Source organism: Alterinioella nitratireducens (assembly GCF_013155465.1).
Lineage (GTDB): Bacteria > Pseudomonadota > Alphaproteobacteria > Rhodobacterales > Rhodobacteraceae > Alterinioella > Alterinioella nitratireducens.
The window spans coordinates 23,693-46,405 of record NZ_JABJVX010000001.1; the positions used below are offsets into that span (position 1 = coordinate 23,693).

Here is a 22,713-nt window from a genome sequence, read left to right on the forward strand (position 1 = left end):
CATGAACACAACGGACCTGATCAAGGGCGGCGCGATCTGGGGCTTCATCGTGCTGGAGCTGGTCTTCTTCTCGGTCGCGGGATCCTTCTGGTCGCTGTCGGAAAGCGCCTTCATGGATTTCGACAACATGCTGCTGCTTCTCAAGCAATCGGCCCCCATCGGGATCATCGCGGTCGGCATGACGATTATCATGATCAACGGCAATATCGACCTCAGCGTCGGCGCGACCTTCGCGCTGTCCGCCGTGGTGATGCTGGATTCGATGAACTGGCCGATCATGGCGGGGCTGGGGGATTGGGCCATTCCGGTGGCCTGGCTGCTGGCGCTGCTGACCGGTGCGGTGCTTGGCTTCATCAACGGGATCATCGTGTGGAAAACCGGGGTCGATGCCTTCATCGTCACGCTTGGTTCGATGCTCGGGTTTCGCGGGCTGGTCTTCATGTATAACGGCGAGAACCCGACCTTTCACCTGAACTGGACCATGGTCGATATCGCGGAATGGGACGCGCTCGGAGTCGAGACACCGGCGCTGGTCCTGATCGCGGTCGTGGTCGTCGCCTGGCTGATCATGACGCGCACGGTGCATGGCCGCAATGCCTATGCCATCGGCAACAACCGCGAGGCGGCGGTCAATGCGGGCCTGCGCGTCGGGCCGCATATGCTGATCAATTTCGTCATCATCGGCACGCTGGCAGCCCTGTCCGCCGTGGCCTTCTATTCGGCCAGCGGCTCGGTGAACCCCAATGACGGGATGCTGTTCGAGCTGTGGGCCATCACCGCCGTGGTGCTTGGCGGCACCAAGCTGACGGGGGGCTCGGGCTCGATCATCGGCACCTTCGGCGGCGTCATCGCGATCCAGCTTCTGCGCAAGGGCCTGGGCCATATCGGGGCCGATACCGAGACCGTCAACCTTGTGATCGGGTCCATCCTGATCGCGGTGCTGTTCCTTGATCGCCAGCTCAATCGCAAGGGCCAGGAGGAGTTGAAGGTATGAACACGGATCGAAAACCCGCCCTGCGGCTGGAAAACATCGTCAAGACCTTCCCCGGCGTCCGGGCGCTGGACGATGTCAGCTTCGAGGTCTTCCCCGGTGAGGTCCACGCCCTGATGGGCGAGAACGGCGCCGGGAAATCCACCCTGATGAAGGTTCTGGGCGGCATCCACCAACCCGACGAGGGCCGCATTTTCGTCGAGGAGGCCGAAGCCGTCATGACAACGCCGCTCCATGCCAAGGCGCGCGGGGTCATGTTCATCCACCAGGAACTGAGCCTGGCCGAAGAACTGTCGGTGGCCGAAAACGTCTACCTGGGCGAGTTGCCGCGCAAGAGCCTTGGCCGCGTCGATTGGGCGACGCTCTATGCGAATACCGACGAGATCCTCAAGCGTCTCAAGGTCGGTTTCACCGCCCGCACCCGCGTCGGCGACCTGTCGATTGCCAATCAGCAGATGGTCGAGATCGCCCGCGCGCTGACCGTTGACGCCAAGGTGGTGATCTTCGACGAACCCACCGCATCCTTGACCGATGCGGAAAAAGTCGTGCTCTTCGAGGTCATCGCGGGGCTTCAGGCGGAAGGCGTCGGCATCGTCTACATCTCGCACCGGATGGAGGAGATATTCAAGATCACCGACCGCATCTCGGTCCTGCGCGACGGGGAATATCGCGGCACGCTGGTCACGTCCGAGACGAACGAGGACGAGATCACCCAGATGATGATCGGGCGCAGCCTGGACCTCAGCCGCCGCACCGCGCGCGGCGAGGTCGGCAAGACCGCGCTTCGGGTCGAGGGGCTGTCCTGCGGCAGCCTGTTCCAGGATATCAGCTTTGACGTGCGCCAGGGCGAGGTGGTGGGGTTCTACGGCCTTGTCGGCGCGGGCCGGACCGAGATCGCCGAGACTCTGTTCGGCCTGCGCACGCCCTCGGCCGGCAAGATCTTCCTCAAGGATGAGGAGTTGCGCATCCATTCGCCCATCGAGGCGATCCGGCACGGCATCTCGCTGGTGCCCGAAAGCCGCAAGGAACAGGGGTTGGTGCTTGGCATGAACTGCCGCGACAACATCACCTTGCCGCAGGTCAGCGACCTTGTGGCGGGGCCCTTCGTCTCGGACGGGGCCGAGGTGGCGATTTTCGACCAGTATCGCGACCGGCTGGAGATCAAGACGCCAAGCTGGCGCAGCGCGGTCGGCAACCTGTCGGGCGGCAACCAGCAGAAGATCGTGATCGGCAAATGGCTGGCGATGCGGCCCGAGGTACTGATCGTGGATGAACCGACGCGCGGTATCGACGTGGGCTCAAAATCCGAGATCCACAACCTCTTGCGCGATCTGGCGGCGCGGGGCTTTGCGGTGATCGTGATCTCGTCGGAAATGCCCGAGGTGCTGCATGTGTCGGACCGCATCGTCGCCATGTACCAGGGCCGCGTCATGCGCATTTTCGACGCCGAGGAGGTGACCGAGGACAGCCTGATCCAGGCCATATCGGGGATCGAAAACGGCAAGGTGGCCTGACATGCGCGTGGGCTTTGCAGGGCTGGGGCGCATGGGCGTGCGCATGGCGGAAAACCTCGTCGCGGCGGGCCACGATGTTACGGTGTGGAACCGCAGCGCGGAAAAGGCGGAAGGCTTCGCCGCCGCGCATCGGACCGATATGGCGCGGACCCCCAAGACGCTGGCCGATGCGGTGGATGTCGTGGTGACAATGTTGGCCGACGATGCGTCATCGCAGGTGGTGCATCTGGGGCCGGAGGGCCTGTTCGCGGGCCGGCGCGCGCAGGTCTTCGTCGAGATGGGGACGCTTGGACCCGATCATCTGCGGGCATTGGCAGCGGCGACGGATAAACGCGTGATTGATGCGCCGGTCTCGGGCGCGACACAGGCCGCCACTGAGGCGCAATTGCTGATCATGGCGGGCTGTGACGCCGCCACGCTGGCCGAACTGCAGCCGCTTTTCGACGCGATGGGCAAGAAGACCATCTGCCTGGGCAAACCCGGTGCGGGCGCGGTGATGAAACTGGCGGTCAACATGCTGATCCACGGTTTGAACCAGACCCTGGCCGAGGCGATGACATTGGCCGAGGCGGCAGGCATCGCGCCTGACGCCGCCTTCGACGTGATCGAGGCCAGCGCCGCCGCCGCGCCGATGCTGACATATCGCAGGCCGCTCTACCTGGACGAGGCGGGCCATGACGTGACCTTCACCGTCGCATTGGCGGAGAAAGACCTGCGCGTCGCGGGCGACCTGGCACGCGGGCTTGGCGTGGCCCTGCCGCAATCGCAGGTCACGCAAGCCATCCTGGAACAGGCCATCGAGCAGGGTTTCGCCGCCCGCGACATGGCCGCGATCCTCAGCTACATGCGGGAGCAAAGACAATGAAAGCAGCCCTTTTCGTCGGCGGTTGGGAGGGGCACACGCCCACCGAGTTCAGCGATTGGTGCGCCGCTCTGCTACGCGACAACGGCTTCGAGGTCGATATCCACGACACGCTGGAGCCGCTGGCCACGCCCGGGAAACTGCAAGATGTCGACCTGATCGTGCCGATCTGGTCCTCGGCGCGGTCGGGCCACCAGGAAGAGTTCGGCAACATGACCAAGCCGCAGGAGGACGGCCTGCTGCAACTGATCGGCGAGGGGCGCGGGATTGCCGGCTGGCACGGCCATATGGGTGACGCCTTCCGCGACCGGCCGACCTATCACTTCCTCATCGGCGGGCAGTTCGTGGCGCATCCCCCCGGCTGGCCCGACAATCTGCAACCGCGCGAGGATTACATCGACTATGACGTGACCGTCACCCGCCCCGCCGATCCGATCATGCAAGGCATCGGCAGTTTCCGCCTGCGATCCGAGCAATATTACATGCTGGTCGACCCCTCGAACGAGGTGCTGGCGACGACCACCTTCTCGGGCGATCACCTGTGGTGGATCGAGGGTACCGTCATCCCCGTCGTCTGGAAGCGCCGATGGGACAAGGGCCGGGTTTTCTATTGCTCCATCGGACATGAGCTGGACGACCTCAAGACCAGCCAGGTCACCGAGATCCTGCGCCGTGGCATGGTCTGGGCCGCGACGCGCGAGGGCTAGGCCCGTTCCGAGATAATCCCATTCAACCTGGCCGCAACGTGCTGTAGGGTCTTTCGACGCGCGCCCTGCGGAATATGTTAGTTTAGCGCTAACATTTCTTGTCCGAGTTCTGTATCAAGGTCGGAACGGGTGCCCTGACCCGCGAGGTGACCGCACCGGTTGCCCTGCCCAACATGCTACGAGACCGCGCGATGCTGAAACCGAACGACACCCATATCACCGCCACGCAACTGGCAGGTGAGATTTCCCGCCACCTGAACCTGTCGCTTGGCAAGGACGCGGCCCATGCCAGCCTCTATGACTGGCGCATGTCGCTGTCGCTGGCCCTGCGCGACCGGGTGGTGGCCCCATGGTTCGCCTCGACCCGCGCCACCTATGAGGGGCAGCACAAGCGGGTCTATTACCTGTCGATGGAGTTCCTGATCGGGCGGCTGATCGAGGATGTGACGATCAACCTGGACCTTGAGGGCGTGGTGCGCGAGGCGCTGGCCGATCTGGGGCAGGATTACGCAAGCGTCATGGCCGATGAACCCGACGCCGCCCTTGGCAATGGCGGGCTGGGGCGCCTGGCGGCCTGTTTCATGGACAGCCTGTCGACGCTGGCGATTCCGGCCTATGGCTATGGTATCCGCTATGAACACGGCCTTTTCGAGCAGCATTTCGAGAACGGCCAGCAGGTCGAGACCGCCGAGGGCTGGCTGGCGCAGCGCCACGCCTGGGAGTTCGAGCGGCCCGAGGTGGCCTACAAGATCCATTTCGGCGGCCATGTGGCCGATGAAGACGGGCGCGCGGTCTGGCACCCGGCGGAGACCGTGCTGGCCTCGGCCTATGACACGCCGGTGGTAGGCTGGCAGGGGCGGTGGGCCAATACGCTCAGGCTGTGGGCGGCGAAGCCCATCAAGCTGTTTGATCTGGAGAGTTTCAACCGGGGCGACTACGTCGCGGCCAACGCGCCCGAGCGGCTGGCGCGGACGATCTCCCGCGTCCTCTACCCCGACGACACCACCGAGGAAGGCAAGGAACTGCGCCTGAAGCAGGAGTATTTCTTTACCGCCGCCTCGATCAAGGACCTCATCCGCCGCTTCCTGTCCGAAGGGCACAGGCTGGACGACCTGGCGTCGCTGGTGGCGATCCAATTGAATGACACGCATCCCGCGATTGCCGGGCCGGAGCTTGTGCGGCTGCTGGTCGATCATCACGGGGTCGAGATGGGCGCGGCGATTGATACGGCGCGCGCCTGCCTGGGTTACACCAATCACACGCTGTTGCCCGAAGCGCTGGAGCGCTGGCCCGAGGGCCTCTTTCAGCGCATCCTGCCGCGTCATCACCAGATCATCATCGAGATCCAGAACCGGCATCTGGCGGAAACCGGCAGTGACATTCGCATCCTCGACCATGGCAATGTTAACATGGGCGAACTGGCCTTCATCATGGCGCATAAGGTCAACGGCGTCTCGGCGCTGCATTCCGACCTGGTGAAGCAGACGGTGTTCGCCGATCTCGACGCCGCCTATCCGGGCCGGATCATCAACCAGACCAACGGCATCACGCCGCGCCGCTGGCTGCAGTCGTGCAACCCGGCCCTGCGGGCGTTGATCACCGACACCATCGGCAGCGGCTGGCAGGACGATCTGGAGCGCTTGCAGGAGCTGAAGCCGCATCTGGACGATACCGGGTTCCTCGACCGGTTCGATGCCGCCAAGGCCGCGAACAAGGCGCGGCTGGCGGCGTGGCTCAAGGACCGGCACGGCACCGTTCTGGACCCCGCCGCGATGTTCGACATCCAGATCAAGCGCATCCATGAATACAAGCGCCAGCACATGAATATCCTGGAGACCATCGCGCTCTGGAACGAGATCCGCGACAATCCGAACGGGGACTGGACCCCGCGCGTCAAGATCTTCGGCGGCAAGGCGGCACCGGGCTACGCGCTGGCGAAATCCATCATCCGGCTGATCAATGACGTGGCCGCGACGATCAACACTGACCCGGTGACGCGCGAGTTGTTGCAGGTGGTCTTCCCCGAGAACTACAACGTCTCGATGGCCGAGATCCTGATCCCGGCATCGGACCTGTCAGAGCAGATTTCGACGGCAGGCAAGGAAGCGTCGGGCACCGGCAACATGAAGCTTTCGCTCAACGGCAGCCCGACCATCGGCACGCTCGACGGGGCCAATGTGGAGATTCGCGACCATGTCGGGCCGGAAAACTTCTTCCTCTTCGGTCTGACGGCGGAAGACGTGCGCGCGCGCCGCGCGCAGCCCGGCTATGCCCGCGAGGCCATCGAGGCCAGCCCGCGCCTGATGCGCGTGTTGGGCCAGATCGCGGAGGGCGTGTTCTCGGGCGGGGACACGCATCGCTACGGGGATATCCTGCACAATCTCTGGGAACATGATTATTTCCTCGTGAGTTGCGATTTCGACGCCTATTTTGACACACAGCGTGAGGTCGATACGGTCTACAGGGACCGCGCCCGCTGGACCAGGATGGCGGCGGCGAACACCGCCGGGATGGGCTGGTTCTCGTCCGACCGCACGATCCGGGGCTATGCGCGCGACATCTGGGGCGCGACATCCGTGGCGCATTAGGAAAGGGGACGCGATGGCAGACGTGATCAGCGCAGAGGATGCCGGGCAGATCGTTGCGGCAACCCATGCCGATCCCTTCGCCGTGCTCGGCCAGCATATGCTGGACGGCCATCCCTCGATCCGCGCCTTCCACCCCGAGGCTGACGCGATTGACGTCCTGGACGCGAAATCGGGCCGCAAGGTTCTGTCGCTTGCCCCCGTGGCCGATGCGCGGGGCCTGTTCGCGGGCATCGCCACGCGGCGCAAGCGGGCCTTTGCCTACCGGCTGCGGATCAGCAGGGGCGCCGATACCTGGGAGGTCGATGACCCCTATCGCTTTGGCCCCGTCCTGGGCCCGCTGGATGAGCACCTGTTCTCCGAAGGCGCGCATCTGAACCTGTGGCGGATGCTCGGGGCGCATGTGATCACGCATGAGGGCGTGGAGGGCACCCATTTCGCGGTCTGGGCGCCCAATGCGCGGCGGGTCTCGCTGGTGGGCGATTTCAACGCCTGGGACGGTCGGCGTACCCTGATGCGCAGGCGCGGCCAGACCGGCGTGTGGGAGATTTTCATTCCCGGTTTGGGCGAAGGCGAGCCTTACAAGTATGAGCTTCTGGACGCGGTCGGGCGATTGCTGCCGCAAAAGGCCGACCCGTTCGGCTTCGGGGCCGAGCATCCACCCGCCACGGCCTCGGTCGTGCGGCGGCTTGAGGGGTATGACTGGTCGGACGCCGACTGGATGACCACGCGCGCCGGGGCGCAGCGCATCGACCGCCCGATCTCCATCTACGAGGTGCATCTGGGATCGTGGCGGCGCGTGACCGAAGAGGGCAACAGGCCGCTCTCCTATCACGAACACGCGCGGCAACTGGTGGGCTATGCCAAGGATATGGGCTTCACCCATATCGAGCTGATGCCGGTGTCCGAGTTTCCCTTTGACGGCTCGTGGGGCTATCAGCCCGTGGGCCTCTACGCGCCGACCATCCGGCATGGCACCTTGCAGGAGTTTCGCGCCTTCGTCGATGCCTGCCACGGGGCCGGTCTGGGCCTGATCCTGGATTGGGTGCCGGGGCATTTCCCCGACGACGCGCATGGGCTCGGCCGCTTCGACGGCACCGCGCTATACGAACATGCCGACCGGCGCGAGGGGTTTCACCCGGACTGGAACACGCTGGTCTATAATTACGGGCGGGCCGAGGTGTCCAACTTCCTGCTGGCCAATGCGCTTTACTGGCTGAAGGAACATCACATCGACGGGCTGCGCGTCGATGCGGTCGCCTCGATGCTCTACCGCGATTATTCGCGCAAATCGGGCGAATGGGTGCCCAACATCCATGGCGGGCGCGAGAACCTTGAGGCCATCAGCTTCCTGCAGCGCACCAACACGGTGGCCTATGGCGAATCTCCGGGCATCATGACGGTGGCCGAGGAATCCACCGCCTTCCCGCAGGTCAGCGGCCCGGCGGACACAGGCGGCTTGGGGTTCGGGTTCAAGTGGAACATGGGCTGGATGAACGACACGCTCTCCTACATGCAAGAGGATCCGGTTCACCGCAAATACCACCACCACAAGATGACTTTCGGCCTGCATTACGCGTTCTCGGAAAACTTCGTGCTGCCGATCAGCCATGACGAAGTGGTCCATGGCAAGGGCGCGATGCTGGCCAAGATGGGCGGGTCGGACGCCTTCGGCAACCTGCGCGCCTATTACGGTTTCATGTGGGGCCATCCGGGCAAGAAGCTGCTTTTCATGGGCTGCGAGTTTGCGCAAGCGCGTGAGTGGAACCATGATTCCAGCCTCGATTGGCATTTGCTGGACCAGCCGCGGCATGAGGGCGTACAGCGGCTGGTGCGTGATCTGAACAGGCTCTACCGGGATACGCCCGCGCTCCATCAGCTCGATTGCAAGCCCGAGGGCTTCGAATGGATCGAGGAGGGCGCGGCGGAGGAATCGCTCTATGCCTGGCTGCGCAAGGGGCAGGACGGCGCGGCCCCGGTTCTGGTGGTGTGCAACTTCACGCCGGTGGAACGCTCGGCCCGTCGCATCGGCGTGCCGCAGGCGGGCCGCTGGATCGAGCGGCTGAACACAGACGCCGCGTGCTATGGTGGCGGCGATCGTGGCAATCTGGGCGGGGTCGAGAGCGAACCCATCGCGGCCTCGGGGCGGGCGCAATCCATCGCGCTGACGATTCCGCCGCTTTCGACGCTCTTTTTCGAACTGGATCAGGGCTGACAGACAATCAACAGGGGAGGGAGACGGCAATGGATACGGAACCGCACAGGCTGGCGCAGCAGAGCATGGCCTTCGTTCTGGCAGGCGGGCGCGGCAGCAGGCTTTACGAGTTGACCGACAGGCGCGCCAAACCGGCGATGTATTTCGGCGGCAAGAGCCGGATCATCGACTTTGCCCTCTCGAACGCCGTCAATTCGGGCATCCGCCGCATCGGGGTGGCGACGCAATACAAGGCTCATTCCCTCATTCGCCACCTGCAACGCGGCTGGAGTTTCTTCCGGGCCGAGCGCAATGAATCGCTGGATATCCTGCCCGCCTCGCAGCAGATGAACAACGAGAACTGGTACAAGGGCACCGCCGATGCCGTGACCCAGAATATCGAGATCATCCGCGGCTACGGGCCGAAATACATCATCATCCTGGCGGGCGATCACATCTACAAGCAGGACTACGCCAAGATGCTGAAGCATCACGTCGACAGCGGCGCGGATGTGACCGTGGGCTGCATCGAGGTGCCGCGCATGGAGGCGACGGGGTTCGGCGTGATGGATGTGGATGACAGCGACCGCATCCATGCCTTCGTGGAAAAGCCCGCCGACCCGCCCGCGATGCCGGGGCACCCGGATATGGCGCTGGCCAGCATGGGGATCTACGTGTTCGAGACCGAATACCTCTGCGACCTGCTGGAAAGGGACGCGCAGGATCCGGGGTCGAACCACGATTTCGGCGGCGACATCATTCCGGGGATCGTCAAGTCGGGCAAGGCCATCGCGCATCCGTTCAGCCGCTCCTGCGTGCGCAGCGGGTTGGAGGAAAAACCCTACTGGCGCGATGTCGGCACCATCGACGCCTTTTGGCAGGCCAATGTCGATCTGACCGATTTCAGGCCGGAACTGGACCTATACGACAATGAATGGCCGATCTGGACCTATTCGGAACTGACCGCGCCCGCGAAATTCATCCATGACGAGGAGGGGCGGCGCGGCCACGCGGTCTCCTCGATGGTGTCGGGGGGCTGCATCATTTCCGGCTCACGGCTGGATCGCTGCCTGCTGTTTACCGGCGTGCGCACCCATTCCTATTCGGAACTGGAGGCGGTGGTCGCCATGCCCTATGCCGAGATCAAGCGCAACGCGCATCTGAAAAACGTCGTGATCGACCGGGGCGTCGTCATCCCCGAGGGCCTCGTCGTGGGCCAGGATGCCGAGGAGGATGCGCGCCGCTTCCGCCGCACCGGAAACGGCATCTGCCTGATCACGCAACCGATGATCGACCGGCTGGAGGGCTGAGATGCGGCTCCTCTTCGTCGCGTCCGAATGCGCGCCTTTCGTCAAGACCGGCGGGCTGGCCGATGTGATCGGCGCGGTGCCCAAGGCGCTGGCGGGCGTGGGCGCGGAGGTGCGGGTGCTGATCCCGGCCTACCCGGCGCTGGCGCGGCTGGTGGCGAAGGGCACACCGGTGATGCGCTTCGACGATTTCTTCGGCGGCGCGGGGCGCATCGTGGCGGTAAAGGCCGAGGGGCTGGACCTGCTGCTTCTGGACGCGCCGCACCTCTTTGACCGGCCCGGCAATATCTACCTGGGCCCCGATGGCAAGGACTGGCCCGACAATGACCTGCGCTTTGGCGCGCTCTCTTTTGCGGGCGCGCAGGTCGCGCAGCAAGGCTTGGATGGCTGGCAGCCCGATCTGATCCACGCCCACGATTGGCAGGCGGGGCTGGTCCCGGCCTATCTGCGGCAGGCGGGCGACAGGACGCCGGTGGTCACGACGATCCACAACATCGCCTTTCAGGGCGTGTTCGGGGCCGACCGGCTGGATGCGCTGCGGCTGAAATCGGCGCTCTTCACGCAAGAGGGCATCGAATATTACGGGCAGATCAGCTTTCTGAAAGCGGCGCTGCAATTGTCGGATCGGATCACGACGGTCAGCCCGACCTATGCCGCCGAGCTGATGACGCCCGAGTTCGGCATGGGCATGGATGGCATCCTGCGCGCGCGGGCGGGCGATCTCACGGGCATCCTCAACGGCATCGACCTCGACGCCTGGAGCCCCGACACCGACCCCGACCTGATCGCGCCCTATTCCACCCGCAGCCTCAAGGGCAAGGCGCGGAACCGGGCCGAGGTGATGCGGCGCTTTGACCTGACCGAAGGCCGCGGCCCGCTTTTCTGCGTCATCAGCCGGTTGACGGCACAAAAGGGGCTGGACCTGTTGCTGGACTGTCTTCCGGGGCTGGTCGGGCAGGGCGCGAAGCTGGCGCTTCTGGGCAGTGGTGAGCCGGGGCTGGAGCGCGGATTTGTCGGCGCGGCCAGCCGGTTCAAGGGCTCGGTCGGGACGATCATCGGCTATGACGAGGCGCTCTCGCACCTCATGCAGGGCGGCAGCGACGCGATCTTGATCCCCTCGCGGTTCGAGCCTTGCGGCCTGACCCAGCTTTACGGGCTGCGCTACGGTACCCTGCCGGTGGTGGCGCGGACGGGCGGGCTGGCCGACACGGTGATCGACGCCAATGACGCCGGATTGCAGGCGGGCTGCGCCACCGGGGTCCAGTTCCCGCCGGGAAGCGCCACGATGCTTGGCCATGCGATCGGCCGGACCTGTGCCCTCTATCGGGAGCGGAAGGTTTGGCAGGGCATGATGCGCCGCGCGATGCGCCACCCGGTCGGGTGGGACCGTTCGGCGGCGGAGTATCTGGATGTCTACCGCGCGGCGATGGGGTAGAGGCCGGGGCATGAGCTATCAACTGACAGGCGGACGCCCGACTCGGCTCGGCGCGCATCACGATGGGGCAGGCGTGAATTTCGCCGTGTTCTCGGCCCATGCCGACAAGATGGAGCTGTGCCTGTTCTCCGAGGACGGCAAGGAGGAACGCGCGCGGATCGTCCTGCCCGAACGCACCGGCCCGGTCTGGCACGGGTATCTTGCGGGCCTGCCCGTGGGCACCGTCTATGGCTACCGCGCGCATGGGGCATACGCGCCCGAGCGGGGCCACAGGTTCAACGCCAACAAGCTGCTGATGGACCCCTACACGCGGGAATTGCGCGGCACCTGGACGAATGACCCGGCGACATCGGGATTTGTCGAGGGCGAAGGCGATCTGTCCTTCGACCCGCGCAACTCCGCGCCCTTCGTCGCGAAATCCGTCGTCTCCGACCCGGCGCTTTTCCAGGGGCTGGCGGCAGGGCGGCATACACCTTCCGACCGCGACCTGATCTATGAAGCGCATCCCAAGGGTCTGACGCAGACGCACCCGGGCGTGGCGGGCGACCTGCGCGGCACCTATGAGGGGCTGGCCAGCGCGGAGATGCTGGAGCATCTGAGCGCGCTCGGCGTGCGGGCGGTGGAGCTTCTGCCGGTTCACTCTTTCCTCGACGACCGCTTCCTGACCGAGCGGGGGCTGCGCAATTACTGGGGCTACAACTCGCTCGGCTTCTTCGCGCCCGAGCCGCGCTATTTCGGACCCGAGGGGCTGATCGGATTCCGCCGTATGGTCGACCGGTTTCACGCAGCCGGCATCGAGGTGATCCTCGACGTGGTCTATAACCACACCGCAGAAGGGGACGAGTTCGGGCCGACGCTGTGTTACCGGGGCCTCGACAATGCCTCCTACTATCGCCTCATGGCGGGGCAGCCGCGCCATTACGTCAACGATACCGGCTGCGGCAACACGCTGAATGTCGCGCACCCCTATGTGCTTCGCATGGTGCTGGACAGCCTGCGCTTCTGGGTGGAATGCATGGGCGTCGATGGCTTCCGCTTCGACCTTGCCACCACGATGGGGCGCGAGGATCACGGCTTCGACCCGCGCGGCGGGTTCTTCGATGCGCTGCGCCAGGATCCGGTGCTGGCCGAGGTGCGGATGATCGCCGAGCCCTGGGATATCGGGCCGGGGGGCTACCAGCTTGGCCAGTTCCCGCATGAGTTCGCGGAATGGAACGACAGCTACCGCGATACGGTCCGGCGCTATTGGCGCAATGATCCGCACAGCGCGCAGGAGCTCGCCGCGCGGCTTCTGGGATCGGCGGATCGCTTCGACCGGGACGGACGGCGCGCAACGTCTTCGGTGAATTTCGTCTCGGCCCATGACGGGTTCACGTTGGCCGACCTGACGCGCTATTCCCGCCGCCATAACGAGGCCAATACCGAGAAGAACCGCGACGGGCATAACAGCAATTACAGCGACAATTGCGGGGTCGAGGGTGAGACCGGTGACCCGCAGATCATCGCCCGCCGCGCCCGGCGTCAGCGCAATCTGCTGGCGACGCTGTTCCTGTCGCAAGGCACGCCGATGCTGCTGGCGGGCGACGAAATCGGCAATAGCCAGGGCGGCAACAACAACGCCTATTGCCAGGATAACGAGACCGGCTGGCTGGATTGGGACCGCGCCGACCGGGGCTTGCAGGGCTTCGTCGCGCATCTGTCCGCATTCCGTCGCGCCAACCCGGTGCTTCGGCAGACCCGGTTCCTGCATGGCGACACCAGGGCAGATGGGCTGGCGGATGTCGAATGGCGCGATTTCGACGGCGGGCCGCTGCCCTGGCGCGATCCGGGGCTGGACAACCTGTGCCTGATCCTGCGCGGCGCGGCGGATGCGCCCGAGGGGGAGGCGGGCGCCGCGTTCCTGGTCTTTAACCGGGGTGATGCAGCGGGCGAGGTTATGCTGCCGGACGCGCCCGAGGGGTCCGCATGGCACCGCGCGGTGGACACCGACCGGCTGGAGCAGGACGCCCGGATCGCGCGCGATACGGCGCAAGTCGCGGGCGACAGCGTCGTGGCCTTCATCCTGGCGAAAGCACCATGAGCACCGACCCCGACCTCGCCGCGCTGGCCGATCTGTGCGGGATCCTGCCCGCCTATCACGACCTGCACGGGGGGCAGCGGATCACCTCGCCCGAGACCCAACGCGCGCTCTTGGCGGCGGATGGGGTGGATGTGTCCTCGCCCGCCGCGATCCGCGACAGCCTGGCAGCGCTGCGCCAAGCGGGCCAGGATCGCTGGTTCCCCGAGGAGGTGATCATCGAGGCGGGGGCGGAGGCACATCTTGGCTTTGGCCTCGGCGCGACATGGGCGTTGCGCGCGGGGGATGACGAGGTGGTGGCCGAGGGGCTGCCCGCCGATCACATCACCCTGCCGTCGTTGGCCCCCGATATATACGTCCTGCGCGCCGAGGCCTCAGGCCGGATCGAGGAGGTGACGGTGCTGGCCGCGCCGTCGCGCCTGCCGTCGATAGAAGACCTGACCGGACAAACCCGCCTCTGGGGCCTCAACTGCGCGCTCTACGGGCTGCGGTCGGACAGAAATGCGGGGCTTGGCGATTTCGACGACCTCGCGCGCATGGCCGAGATCGCAGGCGGGCAGGGGGCCGGGTTCCTCGGCATCAACCCGATCCACAGCATGGGGTTCGCCGACCGGACCGCGATCAGCCCCTATTCGCCGTCGCATCGGGGTTACCTCAACACCAGCCATATCGCGCTGAACGGCGCGGATGGGTTTCAGGCCATCCGCGCGGCCGAGCATGTCGATTACGCCGCCCACAAGCCCGCCCATTCCGCCGCGCTGGAAGCCATGTTCGCGGTGTTTCAGGGCGATTCCGGGTTCGACGCTTTCCGGCAGGCAGGCGGGGCGGATCTTGCCCGCTTTGTCCGGTTCGAGGCGCTGAGCGAGGTCCATGGCCCCGACTGGACGCGCTGGCCGGATGATCCCGGCCCGCCGGAGCCTGCGCGCGAGACCTTCCATGCCTGGCTGCAATGGCGCGCCGACGGCCAGTTGGCCGAGGCACAGGCCCGCGCGAAAGCGGCCGGGATGCCCCTTGGCCTCTACCTCGACCTCGCCGTGGGCCCGCGCCGTGACGGGGCCGAGGCCTGGTGCGAGCGTGACGCCATCGCACAGGGCGTCTCGATCGGTGCGCCGCCCGATCACCTCAGCCCCGAGGGGCAGAACTGGTCCCTCGCGGCCTTCGCGCCCCGCAAATTGCGCGCGCGGCGCTATGCCCCCCTGCGCCGCATCCTGGCCGCGACCATGCGCCATGCGGGGGTGATCCGCATCGACCATGTCCTTGGCCTCAACCGCAGTTTCTGGATCCCCGACGATGGCAGCCCCGGCGGCTATATCCGCCAACCTTTCGAGGCGCTTCTGGCGGTGATCAAGATCGAGGCCGCGCGCCTTGCCTGCGCCGTCATCGGCGAGGATCTGGGGCTGGTGCCCGAGGGCTTTCGCGAGACCATGCGGGGGCACGGGTTCTACGGCTATTCGGTGCTGCAATACGAGAAGGACCACGAGGGCAATTTCCGCACCCCCGGCGATGGCGCGGCGGAAGTGCTGGCCTGTTTCGCCACCCATGACACGCCGACCCTGCGCGGCTACGCAGGCGGGCGCGATGTGGACTGGTGGCGTGACCTGGGATGGATCGACGCGGACCGGGCGGACGAGATCAATCGCCAGAGGCAGGCCGAATTGGACCGGATGCCGCACGCGGGCGACCTCGCCACCAGCATCCACGCGCTTCTGGCCCACGCCCCCGCCGCCCTGGTCGCGGTGCAGCTTGACGATGTGCTGGAGGCGGTCGAGGCGCAGAACCTGCCCGGCACGATTGACGCGCACCCGAACTGGCGTCGAAAATACGATGTGGACCTGGACGACCTGGCCCGCGACCCGCGATTGCGAGACATCGCGTCGATCATGCGCGGGGCCGGGCGCGCGCAACCTCAAGGAGGGACCAGCCGATGACGATCAAGACCATTCCCACGACCCCGATCGACGGGCAGAAGCCCGGCACATCCGGCCTGCGCAAGAAGACGCAGGTGTTCATGCAGACGCCCTACCTGGAGAATTTCATCCAAGCGACGATCGACGCCATTGGCGGCGGTGCGGGCAAGCGGCTGGTGGTGGGCGGCGACGGGCGCTACTTCAACCGCGCCGCGATCCAGACCATCCTCAAGATGGCGGCGGGCAATGGCGTGGCCGAGGTGATCGTGGGGCAGGGCGGGATCCTCTCGACCCCCGCCGCGTCCAACCTCATCCGCGAGAACAAGACCGATGGCGGCTTCATCCTGTCGGCCAGCCATAATCCCGGCGGCATCGACGAGGATTTCGGCGTCAAGTTCAACGCCGCCAATGGCGGGCCCGCGCCCGAAAAGCTGACCGCGCGCATGTATGAGGCGACGACGACCATCACCGAATACCGGATCGCCGAGGCCGGGGATATCGACCTGGGCCGGATCGGCGAGACCACGCTGGACGACATGCGCATCCGCGTTGTCGATCCGGTCGAAAGCTACCAGGCGCTGATGCAGCGGCTCTTTGATTTCGACGCCATCCGGTCGCTGTTCGCGGGCGGCTTCACCATGTGTTTCGACGCCATGCACGCGGTGACCGGGCCCTATGCCACGGCGATCCTGGAAGGCGCGTTGGGTGCGCCCACTGGCACCGTCGTGAACGGGACGCCGCTGGAGGATTTCGGCAAGGGCCACCCCGACCCCAACCCGATCTGGGCCAAGCCGCTGATGGACCTGATGATGGGCGCGGATGCCCCCGATCTGGGCGCGGCCTCGGACGGGGACGGCGACCGCAACATGATCGTCGGGCGCGGGGCCTATGTGACGCCATCGGACAGCCTGGCGATCCTGGCGGCCAACGCGCATCTCGCCCCGGCCTATGCGGGTGGCCTTGCGGGGATCGCGCGCTCCATGCCGACCAGTGCCGCCGCCGACCGGGTGGCCGCGAAACTGGGCATTGCGGCCTATGAGACGCCCACGGGATGGAAGTTCTTCGGCAACCTGCTGGATGCGGGCAAGGTCACGATCTGCGGCGAGGAAAGCGCCGGCACCGGCTCGGACCATGTGCGCGAGAAGGACGGGCTGTGGGCGGTGCTGCTGTGGCTGAACATCCTGGCCGCGCGCAAGCAATCGGTCGCCGAGATCGTGACGCGGCACTGGCAGGAATTCGGGCGCGACTACTATTCGCGCTACGATTACGAGGATGTCGCGACCGATCAGGCCACCCGCCTGATGGACGGGCTGCGCGACCGGCTGGACGGGCTGGCGGCGAGGCGCTTTGCCGACCTGACGGTCGCGGGGGCGGATGAGTTCTCCTATCTCGATCCGGTCGATGGGTCTTTCAGCGAGGGGCAGGGCCTGCGCATCGCCTTTGAAGGCGGCGGGCGCGCCGTGTTCCGGCTGTCGGGCACTGGCACGCAAGGGGCGACCCTGCGCCTCTACCTGGAGCAATATTCCGGCACCGATGGCCGCACCGACCTGGACCCGCAAGAGGCGCTGGCCCCGGTGCGCGAGGCGGCGCAGGAGATCAGCGACATGAGCGCGATCATCGGTCGGACGGAGCCCGATGTGGTGACCTGAGCGGACACTTCCGCGACGATTCCATCCGATAAAAATGTGGCGTGCGCGTGCGCGGCGTGGTCCCGCGCGGCGTTTCACCTGCCTGATGGCCGAGTCGCGGCACTCTGACGGCCCTCGCTCCATGCACCATGGCTGACAACCCGGCGCCATGGCCGGAACATTGCGGAAACACAGTTGTGCCGCAATCTCCGCGCCCCGGAATTCCCGTATGATAAATTCATCTATTTTCAATACCTTAGACCTGCATCATACCCCGGTCTGATACCGTTCAGACCTCGGTCGGGGGGCACCGGATTCAGACCCTCGGCCGATTTTTTCCGGCCCCCACTCGGGGCAATGTCAGGTCATCGGACGGCTACATCGGTCGTCCACCAACACCCTTCGCAGGAGACATGACATGACGACTTTCAACCTCAAGACCCTCACCGCGCGCTTCACCAAGGACGACTCCGGCGCTACCGCCATCGAATACGGCCTCTTCGCGGCCCTCATCGCCGCTGCCATCGTCGGCACGGTTGCCACGCTCGGCGGGCAGACCAATTCGGGCTTCACCACGGTCAGCACGGCCCTGTCGGATTCGGGCATCGAGGCCCCGGCAGAGGGCGGCGAGGAACCCCCGGCACAGTAATCGCCGGTCCTGCGGGCGGCGCGCGGGGGCAGGGGCCGGGTTCTCTGGCCACCCCCGCCCCGCGCGCCTGTCCGATCCACCCCACCTCACCCCAGACCCTATCGCGGAGACGACCCATGGCACAGGCCACCCCTTCCCCAACCGACCCCGTCACCGCCTATGTCTGCACCGAGCAGGGCGCGGACGTGGTGCGCGCCTTCGCCGCCAATTCGGGCGGCGCGGAACCTGTCTTGCATGGCGGTGGCGTCAGCGGGGCCGCGCGGCTTTGCGGCGCGGACCAGCGCGGCGGCACCGTGCTGACCGAGATCGGCAACCTGCCCCTGCCGATGGCCTGTGAAAGCGTGACCGAGATCCACCGCAGCGGCGCGCGCGTCATCGTCTTCGGAATGCAGGACGATATCGGCACCTATCGCGCCATAAGGCAAGCCGGCGCGCTGGAATATTTCGCCTATCCCGTTGACGTGGCCGACATCATCCGCGTGTTGTCCGAGGAAACCGCGAACGATCCCGAACCTGTCAGCGATCCCGCCCTGCGCATCGCCGTCACCGGCAGCAATGGCGGCGTCGGGGCCAGCCTTCTGGCACAGAACCTGGCCTGGATCTCGGCAACCGCGCGGGGGGGTGAACGGGCCACCGCGCTGGTCGATGGCGATCTGGCCTTCGGGTCGGTCGCCTGTGACCTCAACCGTGACACCACACCGGGCTTCCGCGAGGCGCTTGCCGCCCCCGACCGCGTCGATGAGACCTTCCTCAAGGCCACCATGGACCGCATCACCCCCAATTTCTCGCTCTATTCCGGCCATGGCCGCGCAGTGCCGGATGCCGACGCGCTGGAGGGCGGGCTGACCCGGCTTCTGCCGCGCCTCTCGGCCAGTTTCCCAACCACCGTGCTGGATGCGCCGCGCGCGCTGATCCTGCGCCGCCCCGACATGGTGCGCCAGTTGCACGCATTGGTGCTGGTCGTCCCCGGCGGATATGGCGGCATTCACGCCGCAAGCCGCCTGATGGCCCGCCTGCGCGAGGATGCGCCGGATCTTCGGGTCATTCCGGTCCTGTCCGAGCTGCGCCGGGATGCCGGGCTGCCCAGCAAGGATCTGGCACAGGCCTTCGGGACCGAGATCGCCCATATCCTGCCGCGCGACGACAAGGCCATGCTGCGCGCCCATCGGGCGGGCAGACCGCTGGCACAGCACGCGCCCCGGTCGGGCTATGTGCGGGCGGTGTCCGGGCTTTGGTCCGCGCTGTCCTCGCCTTCGACCCCGGCGGCCGCGAAACAGCGTCGGGGCCTCCTGCGCAGGGCGCGTGCATGACCCTGCATATGGAACAACCCTCGCTCGCCCGCGCGCTGGAACAGGTCTTGCTGCTGGCCCGCCAGATCGACGCCGAGACGCTCGGGCCCCAGGACCGCGCCAATGCCGCGATCACCTATGTCGTGGAGCAATCCGGCGGTCTCTGGCCGTTGGCCCTGCAACGCGAGATCCTGACCCGCGCCACGGCGGCGCTAGAGGATGAGGGCGCGGCGCCGCCCGAAACGCGGGCCGCGGCCCCCGCGGCCAAGGCACCCACCCCTGACCGGCCCGCCCGCCGTCTGCATCTTGTCGCGCAGCCCGCCGCCCCGGAGCCCGCCCCCGAGGCGATGGACCCCGCGCCGATGTTGCACCTGGCCTCGGAGGTCACGCAGGCGCTGTCGAAGCAGATGGATTTTACCGACCTGGCCCGACAGTCGCGGGAAGAGCAGGAGGCCTCGATCCGCGAGGCCATCACCGCCCTGACCGAGGCGCGCAAGCTGCAACTCAACGGGCGCGAGATTGCCGATCTTGTCGCCTCCGTGCTGGCCGACATGCTCGGCCTCGGCCCGCTTGAACGCCTGCTGGCCGACGAGGACATCACCGATATCATGGTCAACGGCCCCGCCCAGGTCTATGTGGAGCGCGGCGGCAAGCTGGAACTGACGCCCGTGCGTTTTCGCGACAACGCGCATGTCTTCAGCGTCGCGTCCCGCATCGTGGCCGAAGTAGGCCGCCGCATCGACGAGGCGCAGCCGATGGTCGATGCACGCCTGAAGGATGGCAGCCGGGTCAATGTCGCGGTGCCGCCGCTGGCGATTGACGGGCCGACCATCACCATCCGCAAATTTCCCAAGAACCCGGTTCGCCTGGACGCGCTGGTGCAGGGCGGCAGCCTCTCGGCGCAGATGGCGGCGTTCCTGGGTCTGGCCTCGGTCCTGCGCCTCAATGTGCTGATCTCGGGCGGCACCGGGTCGGGCAAGACGACGCTGTTGAATGCGCTCTCGCAATTCATCCCGGCGGGCGAGCGTGTCGTCACCATCGAGGATGCCGCCGAACTGCGCCTGCAACAGCCCCATGTCGTGCGCTTTGAGACCCGCCCCCCCAACGTGGAGGGCACCGGCGAGGTCACCATGCGCACACTGGTGCGCAATGCGCTCAGGATGCGGCCCGACCGGATCATCATTGGCGAGATACGCGGCGACGAGGTGCTGGACCTGATGCAGGCGATGAACACCGGCCATGACGGCTCGATGTCGACGCTGCACGCCAATTCCCCGCGCGAGGCGCTGACACGGGTGGAAAGCATGGCGGCGCTGGCGGGCTTTTCGGCGGGAACGGCGGTGATCCGGCGCCAGTTGACCGATGCCGTTCACCTGGTGGTTCAGGTCAGCCGGATGCGCGACGGACGCCGCCGCATCACCTCGATCTCGGAGATCGCGGGGATAGCCGGTGACGCCATCATGCTACAGGAAATCTTCCGCTTCCGCACCGATCCCGACAGCACGCGGGCGGAGGTGCGCGGCGGGTTCGAGTTCTCGGGCTACCGCCCCGACTTCGCCAGTCGCGCCGCAGAATACGGTCTGGCGGATGAGCTTGACCGGATATTGGAGGGCTGAGGCCATGTCGCAGGAATTGCTTGTTCTGATCGCGGGGTCTGCCACGCTTGCCCTGCTGGTGCTGGCGGGCCTCGTCCTCAGCGACCGCCGCCGCCGCGCGCATCGCGCCCGTGTCGCGCGGGCACTTTCCGGCCACCGGCCTGACACCATTCCAACCGCCACCAAGCCCCGTCAACGGCGTAGCCGCGCGGCCCGGCCCGGTGACCCAGTGGGGCGCAACCTGGCCCGCCTCGACGAGGCGCTGGCCCGCGCGGGCATGACGGTTTCCGCCGGTGAGGTTCTGACCCAGATCGGCATTGCGGTGCTGGCGCTTTACGCGATCTTCGTGCTGCTCTTGCAGCTGCCCCTTGTGCAGGCCGTCGCGATGGCCGTGGCGGGCCCTGCGGCTCTGTTGTTGCTGGTGCTGCGCTTCAAGCGGGCCAGGCGGATAGCCGCCTTCACCGCCGGTCTGCCCGATGCGCTGGACGTCTTCGCGCGGGGGCTCAAGGCGGGGCGACCGGTCGCCGACAGCCTCTCCATCGTGGTGGAAAACGCCCCCGACCCGGTGCGCGGTGAACTGGCGCGCTGCCGCGATCAGATCAAGATGGGCACCACGCTGGCCGATGCCTTCGCCGATCTCGCCGCGCGGATGCCGACGGCCGAGGCGCATTTCTTCGGCGTCGCCACCGCGCTGCAATCGGAAACCGGCGGCAACCTGATCGAGACGATCGAGAACCTTTCGGCGCAGTTGCGCGAACGCCGCAAGCTGAAGCAGAAGGCGCGCGCGCTGTCCTCCGAGGCACGGGCCAGCGCCATCATCCTGGCCTCGCTGCCCTTTGCCGTCGGGCTGGTGATCTTTCTACTGAACGCGGCCTATCTGGATCCGCTCTTCAGCGATCCGCGCGGGCGGGCGATGCTGATCACCGGCATTTGCAGCATCGCACTTGGCATTTTCATGATGGTGCGGATGGGCAAGCTCGATGTTTGATTTTCTCGGCACCGGAGGACGCATGATGACCGACCCCGAAATCTACATGTTCTGGATGGCCTTCATCGGCCTGTCCGTCAGCTTCCTGGCCGCCGCCGGACTGATGGCCGATGCGCGGGTGAAATCGCAGCGCGCGGCCCGGATCGCGCGCGCCTGCGGCACCGCCCCCGCACCCGAGGCCCGGCGCGGCGGCCCGCTGCATGAGAGGATCGGACGCGCCCTGCTCAGGATGGCGGCGCAGAGCGGCGAGAGGGTCTCGGCCATTCTGGGCGGCGAGGCCAGGGCCACCGCCGAGGACTTGCAGGCGGCGGGGTTCCGGGGCCGCGACGCGGTGCTGATCTATGCGTTCCTGAAGACCCTCCTGCCGCTTGGCACGGTGCTGGTCGGCGCGGCCTGGGTGCTGACCACCGGGCGGGCCGGATTGGGCCTGCTTGTGCCGCTGGCGACCGTGCTGGCCATCGCGCTGGCGATCTCCAAGGGCGTGGATATCGCGGTCGACGTGATCCGCAAGAAGCGGCTGGCGCGGATCCGCTTGGGTGTCGCTGACCTGCTGGAACTGCTGGTCATCACCAGCGAGGCCGGCCTGGGGCCGCAACCCGCCCTGCACCGCGTGGCGGGAGAGCTTGAGGCCGCCCATCCCGAGCTTGCGCGCGAGGCGTTGCAGATGGTGGCCGAGATGCGCATGACCAACGACCGCCGCGCCGCCTATCAGGCGCTGGCCGCCCGCGTGCCGCTGCCCGAAATCGGTGTCTTCACGCAGACGCTGGACCAGTCCGACACCTATGGCACGCCGTTTTCGCGCGCCATGCGCACCCTGATGGTGGAGCTGCGCAGCGATCGCCTGCTCAGGGTCGAGGAGAAGGCCGCGCGCCTGCCGGTGATCATGACCGTGCCGCTCATTTTCTGCATCATGCCCGCCGTCTTCATCGTGCTGGTCGGCCCCGCCGTCCTGTCCATCCTCGACAACATCATCGCGGGGGGGTGA

General features: G+C 66.5%; 16 protein-coding genes. All 16 read left to right on the plus strand.

Features of this window, described 5'->3' with window-relative positions; all coding sequences use genetic code 11:
* Position 1 precedes the first annotated feature (1 nt).
* A complete protein-coding gene (locus tag HNS34_RS00125; RefSeq protein ID WP_407925840.1) occupies positions 2 to 994 on the plus strand; it encodes an ABC transporter permease in 993 nt (330 codons plus the stop codon).
* A complete protein-coding gene (locus tag HNS34_RS00130; protein WP_172316794.1) occupies positions 991 to 2,505 on the plus strand; it encodes a sugar ABC transporter ATP-binding protein in 1,515 nt (504 codons plus the stop codon). Before HNS34_RS00125 ends, HNS34_RS00130 begins: the two co-directional genes overlap by 4 nt.
* Position 2,506: 1 nt before the next feature.
* Positions 2,507 to 3,370 carry an NAD(P)-dependent oxidoreductase gene (locus HNS34_RS00135; RefSeq protein ID WP_172316796.1) on the plus strand — a complete coding sequence of 288 codons (864 nt, stop codon included), beginning with the start codon at positions 2,507 to 2,509 and terminating at the stop codon, positions 3,368 to 3,370.
* On the plus strand, positions 3,367 to 4,074 hold the full coding sequence (locus tag HNS34_RS00140) for a ThuA domain-containing protein (protein ID WP_172316798.1): 708 nt from the start codon (positions 3,367 to 3,369) through the stop codon (positions 4,072 to 4,074). The genes HNS34_RS00135 and HNS34_RS00140 overlap by 4 nt, the downstream gene beginning before the upstream one ends.
* Before the next feature lie 191 nt (positions 4,075 to 4,265).
* Positions 4,266 to 6,662 carry a glycogen/starch/alpha-glucan phosphorylase gene (locus HNS34_RS00145; protein ID WP_214647400.1) on the plus strand — a complete coding sequence of 799 codons (2,397 nt, stop codon included), beginning with the start codon at positions 4,266 to 4,268 and terminating at the stop codon, positions 6,660 to 6,662.
* Between the two features lie 13 nt (positions 6,663 to 6,675).
* Positions 6,676 to 8,874 (plus strand): 1,4-alpha-glucan branching protein GlgB, encoded by a 2,199-nt coding sequence (gene glgB / locus HNS34_RS00150; RefSeq protein ID WP_172316800.1) that lies wholly within the window; start codon positions 6,676 to 6,678, stop codon positions 8,872 to 8,874.
* 29 nt (positions 8,875 to 8,903) lie between these two features.
* Entirely contained in the window at positions 8,904 to 10,163 is a 1,260-nt protein-coding gene (gene glgC, locus HNS34_RS00155) for a glucose-1-phosphate adenylyltransferase (protein WP_172316802.1), read from the plus strand.
* Position 10,164: 1 nt separating this feature from the next.
* Complete coding sequence (gene glgA / locus HNS34_RS00160; RefSeq protein WP_172316804.1) at positions 10,165 to 11,595, plus strand: glycogen synthase GlgA; 1,431 nt, start codon at positions 10,165 to 10,167, stop codon at positions 11,593 to 11,595.
* 10 nt (positions 11,596 to 11,605) lie between these two features.
* A complete protein-coding gene (gene glgX, locus HNS34_RS00165) occupies positions 11,606 to 13,675 on the plus strand; it encodes a glycogen debranching protein GlgX (RefSeq protein ID WP_172316806.1) in 2,070 nt (689 codons plus the stop codon).
* Complete coding sequence (gene malQ / locus HNS34_RS00170) at positions 13,672 to 15,600, plus strand: 4-alpha-glucanotransferase (protein WP_172316808.1); 1,929 nt, start codon at positions 13,672 to 13,674, stop codon at positions 15,598 to 15,600. Before glgX ends, malQ begins: the two co-directional genes overlap by 4 nt.
* The gene (locus HNS34_RS00175) at positions 15,597 to 17,228 is read left to right on the plus strand and encodes an alpha-D-glucose phosphate-specific phosphoglucomutase (RefSeq protein WP_172316810.1); all 1,632 of its coding nucleotides are present in this window, start codon (positions 15,597 to 15,599) and stop codon (positions 17,226 to 17,228) included. The genes malQ and HNS34_RS00175 overlap by 4 nt, the downstream gene beginning before the upstream one ends.
* A gap of 397 nt (positions 17,229 to 17,625) precedes the next feature.
* Positions 17,626 to 17,856 carry a Flp family type IVb pilin gene (locus HNS34_RS00180; RefSeq protein ID WP_172316812.1) on the plus strand — a complete coding sequence of 77 codons (231 nt, stop codon included), beginning with the start codon at positions 17,626 to 17,628 and terminating at the stop codon, positions 17,854 to 17,856.
* Between the two features lie 116 nt (positions 17,857 to 17,972).
* Positions 17,973 to 19,166: a CpaE/TadZ family protein gene (locus tag HNS34_RS00185; protein WP_172316814.1), complete on the plus strand. Its 1,194-nt coding sequence runs from the start codon at positions 17,973 to 17,975 to the stop codon at positions 19,164 to 19,166.
* Complete coding sequence (locus tag HNS34_RS00190) at positions 19,163 to 20,761, plus strand: TadA family conjugal transfer-associated ATPase (protein ID WP_235952574.1); 1,599 nt, start codon at positions 19,163 to 19,165, stop codon at positions 20,759 to 20,761. The genes HNS34_RS00185 and HNS34_RS00190 overlap by 4 nt, the downstream gene beginning before the upstream one ends.
* Before the next feature lie 4 nt (positions 20,762 to 20,765).
* Positions 20,766 to 21,728 carry a type II secretion system F family protein gene (locus HNS34_RS00195; protein WP_172316816.1) on the plus strand — a complete coding sequence of 321 codons (963 nt, stop codon included), beginning with the start codon at positions 20,766 to 20,768 and terminating at the stop codon, positions 21,726 to 21,728.
* On the plus strand, positions 21,721 to 22,713 hold the full coding sequence (locus HNS34_RS00200) for a type II secretion system F family protein (RefSeq protein ID WP_172316818.1): 993 nt from the start codon (positions 21,721 to 21,723) through the stop codon (positions 22,711 to 22,713). Before HNS34_RS00195 ends, HNS34_RS00200 begins: the two co-directional genes overlap by 8 nt.

What these genes read in the sequence shown, in the direction of transcription:
- HNS34_RS00125 (WP_407925840.1), top strand. Translation starts at nt 2, where the DNA reads ATGAACACAACGGACCTGATCAAGGGCGGCGCGATCTGGGGCTTCATC.
- HNS34_RS00130 (WP_172316794.1), top strand. Translation starts at nt 991, where the DNA reads ATGAACACGGATCGAAAACCCGCCCTGCGGCTGGAAAACATCGTCAAG.
- HNS34_RS00135 (WP_172316796.1), top strand. Translation starts at nt 2,507, where the DNA reads ATGCGCGTGGGCTTTGCAGGGCTGGGGCGCATGGGCGTGCGCATGGCG.
- HNS34_RS00140 (WP_172316798.1), top strand. Translation starts at nt 3,367, where the DNA reads ATGAAAGCAGCCCTTTTCGTCGGCGGTTGGGAGGGGCACACGCCCACC.
- HNS34_RS00145 (WP_214647400.1), top strand. Translation starts at nt 4,266, where the DNA reads ATGCTGAAACCGAACGACACCCATATCACCGCCACGCAACTGGCAGGT.
- glgB (WP_172316800.1), top strand. Translation starts at nt 6,676, where the DNA reads ATGGCAGACGTGATCAGCGCAGAGGATGCCGGGCAGATCGTTGCGGCA.
- glgC (WP_172316802.1), top strand. Translation starts at nt 8,904, where the DNA reads ATGGATACGGAACCGCACAGGCTGGCGCAGCAGAGCATGGCCTTCGTT.
- glgA (WP_172316804.1), top strand. Translation starts at nt 10,165, where the DNA reads ATGCGGCTCCTCTTCGTCGCGTCCGAATGCGCGCCTTTCGTCAAGACC.
- glgX (WP_172316806.1), top strand. Translation starts at nt 11,606, where the DNA reads ATGAGCTATCAACTGACAGGCGGACGCCCGACTCGGCTCGGCGCGCAT.
- malQ (WP_172316808.1), top strand. Translation starts at nt 13,672, where the DNA reads ATGAGCACCGACCCCGACCTCGCCGCGCTGGCCGATCTGTGCGGGATC.
- HNS34_RS00175 (WP_172316810.1), top strand. Translation starts at nt 15,597, where the DNA reads ATGACGATCAAGACCATTCCCACGACCCCGATCGACGGGCAGAAGCCC.
- HNS34_RS00180 (WP_172316812.1), top strand. Translation starts at nt 17,626, where the DNA reads ATGACGACTTTCAACCTCAAGACCCTCACCGCGCGCTTCACCAAGGAC.
- HNS34_RS00185 (WP_172316814.1), top strand. Translation starts at nt 17,973, where the DNA reads ATGGCACAGGCCACCCCTTCCCCAACCGACCCCGTCACCGCCTATGTC.
- HNS34_RS00190 (WP_235952574.1), top strand. Translation starts at nt 19,163, where the DNA reads ATGACCCTGCATATGGAACAACCCTCGCTCGCCCGCGCGCTGGAACAG.
- HNS34_RS00195 (WP_172316816.1), top strand. Translation starts at nt 20,766, where the DNA reads ATGTCGCAGGAATTGCTTGTTCTGATCGCGGGGTCTGCCACGCTTGCC.
- HNS34_RS00200 (WP_172316818.1), top strand. Translation starts at nt 21,721, where the DNA reads ATGTTTGATTTTCTCGGCACCGGAGGACGCATGATGACCGACCCCGAA.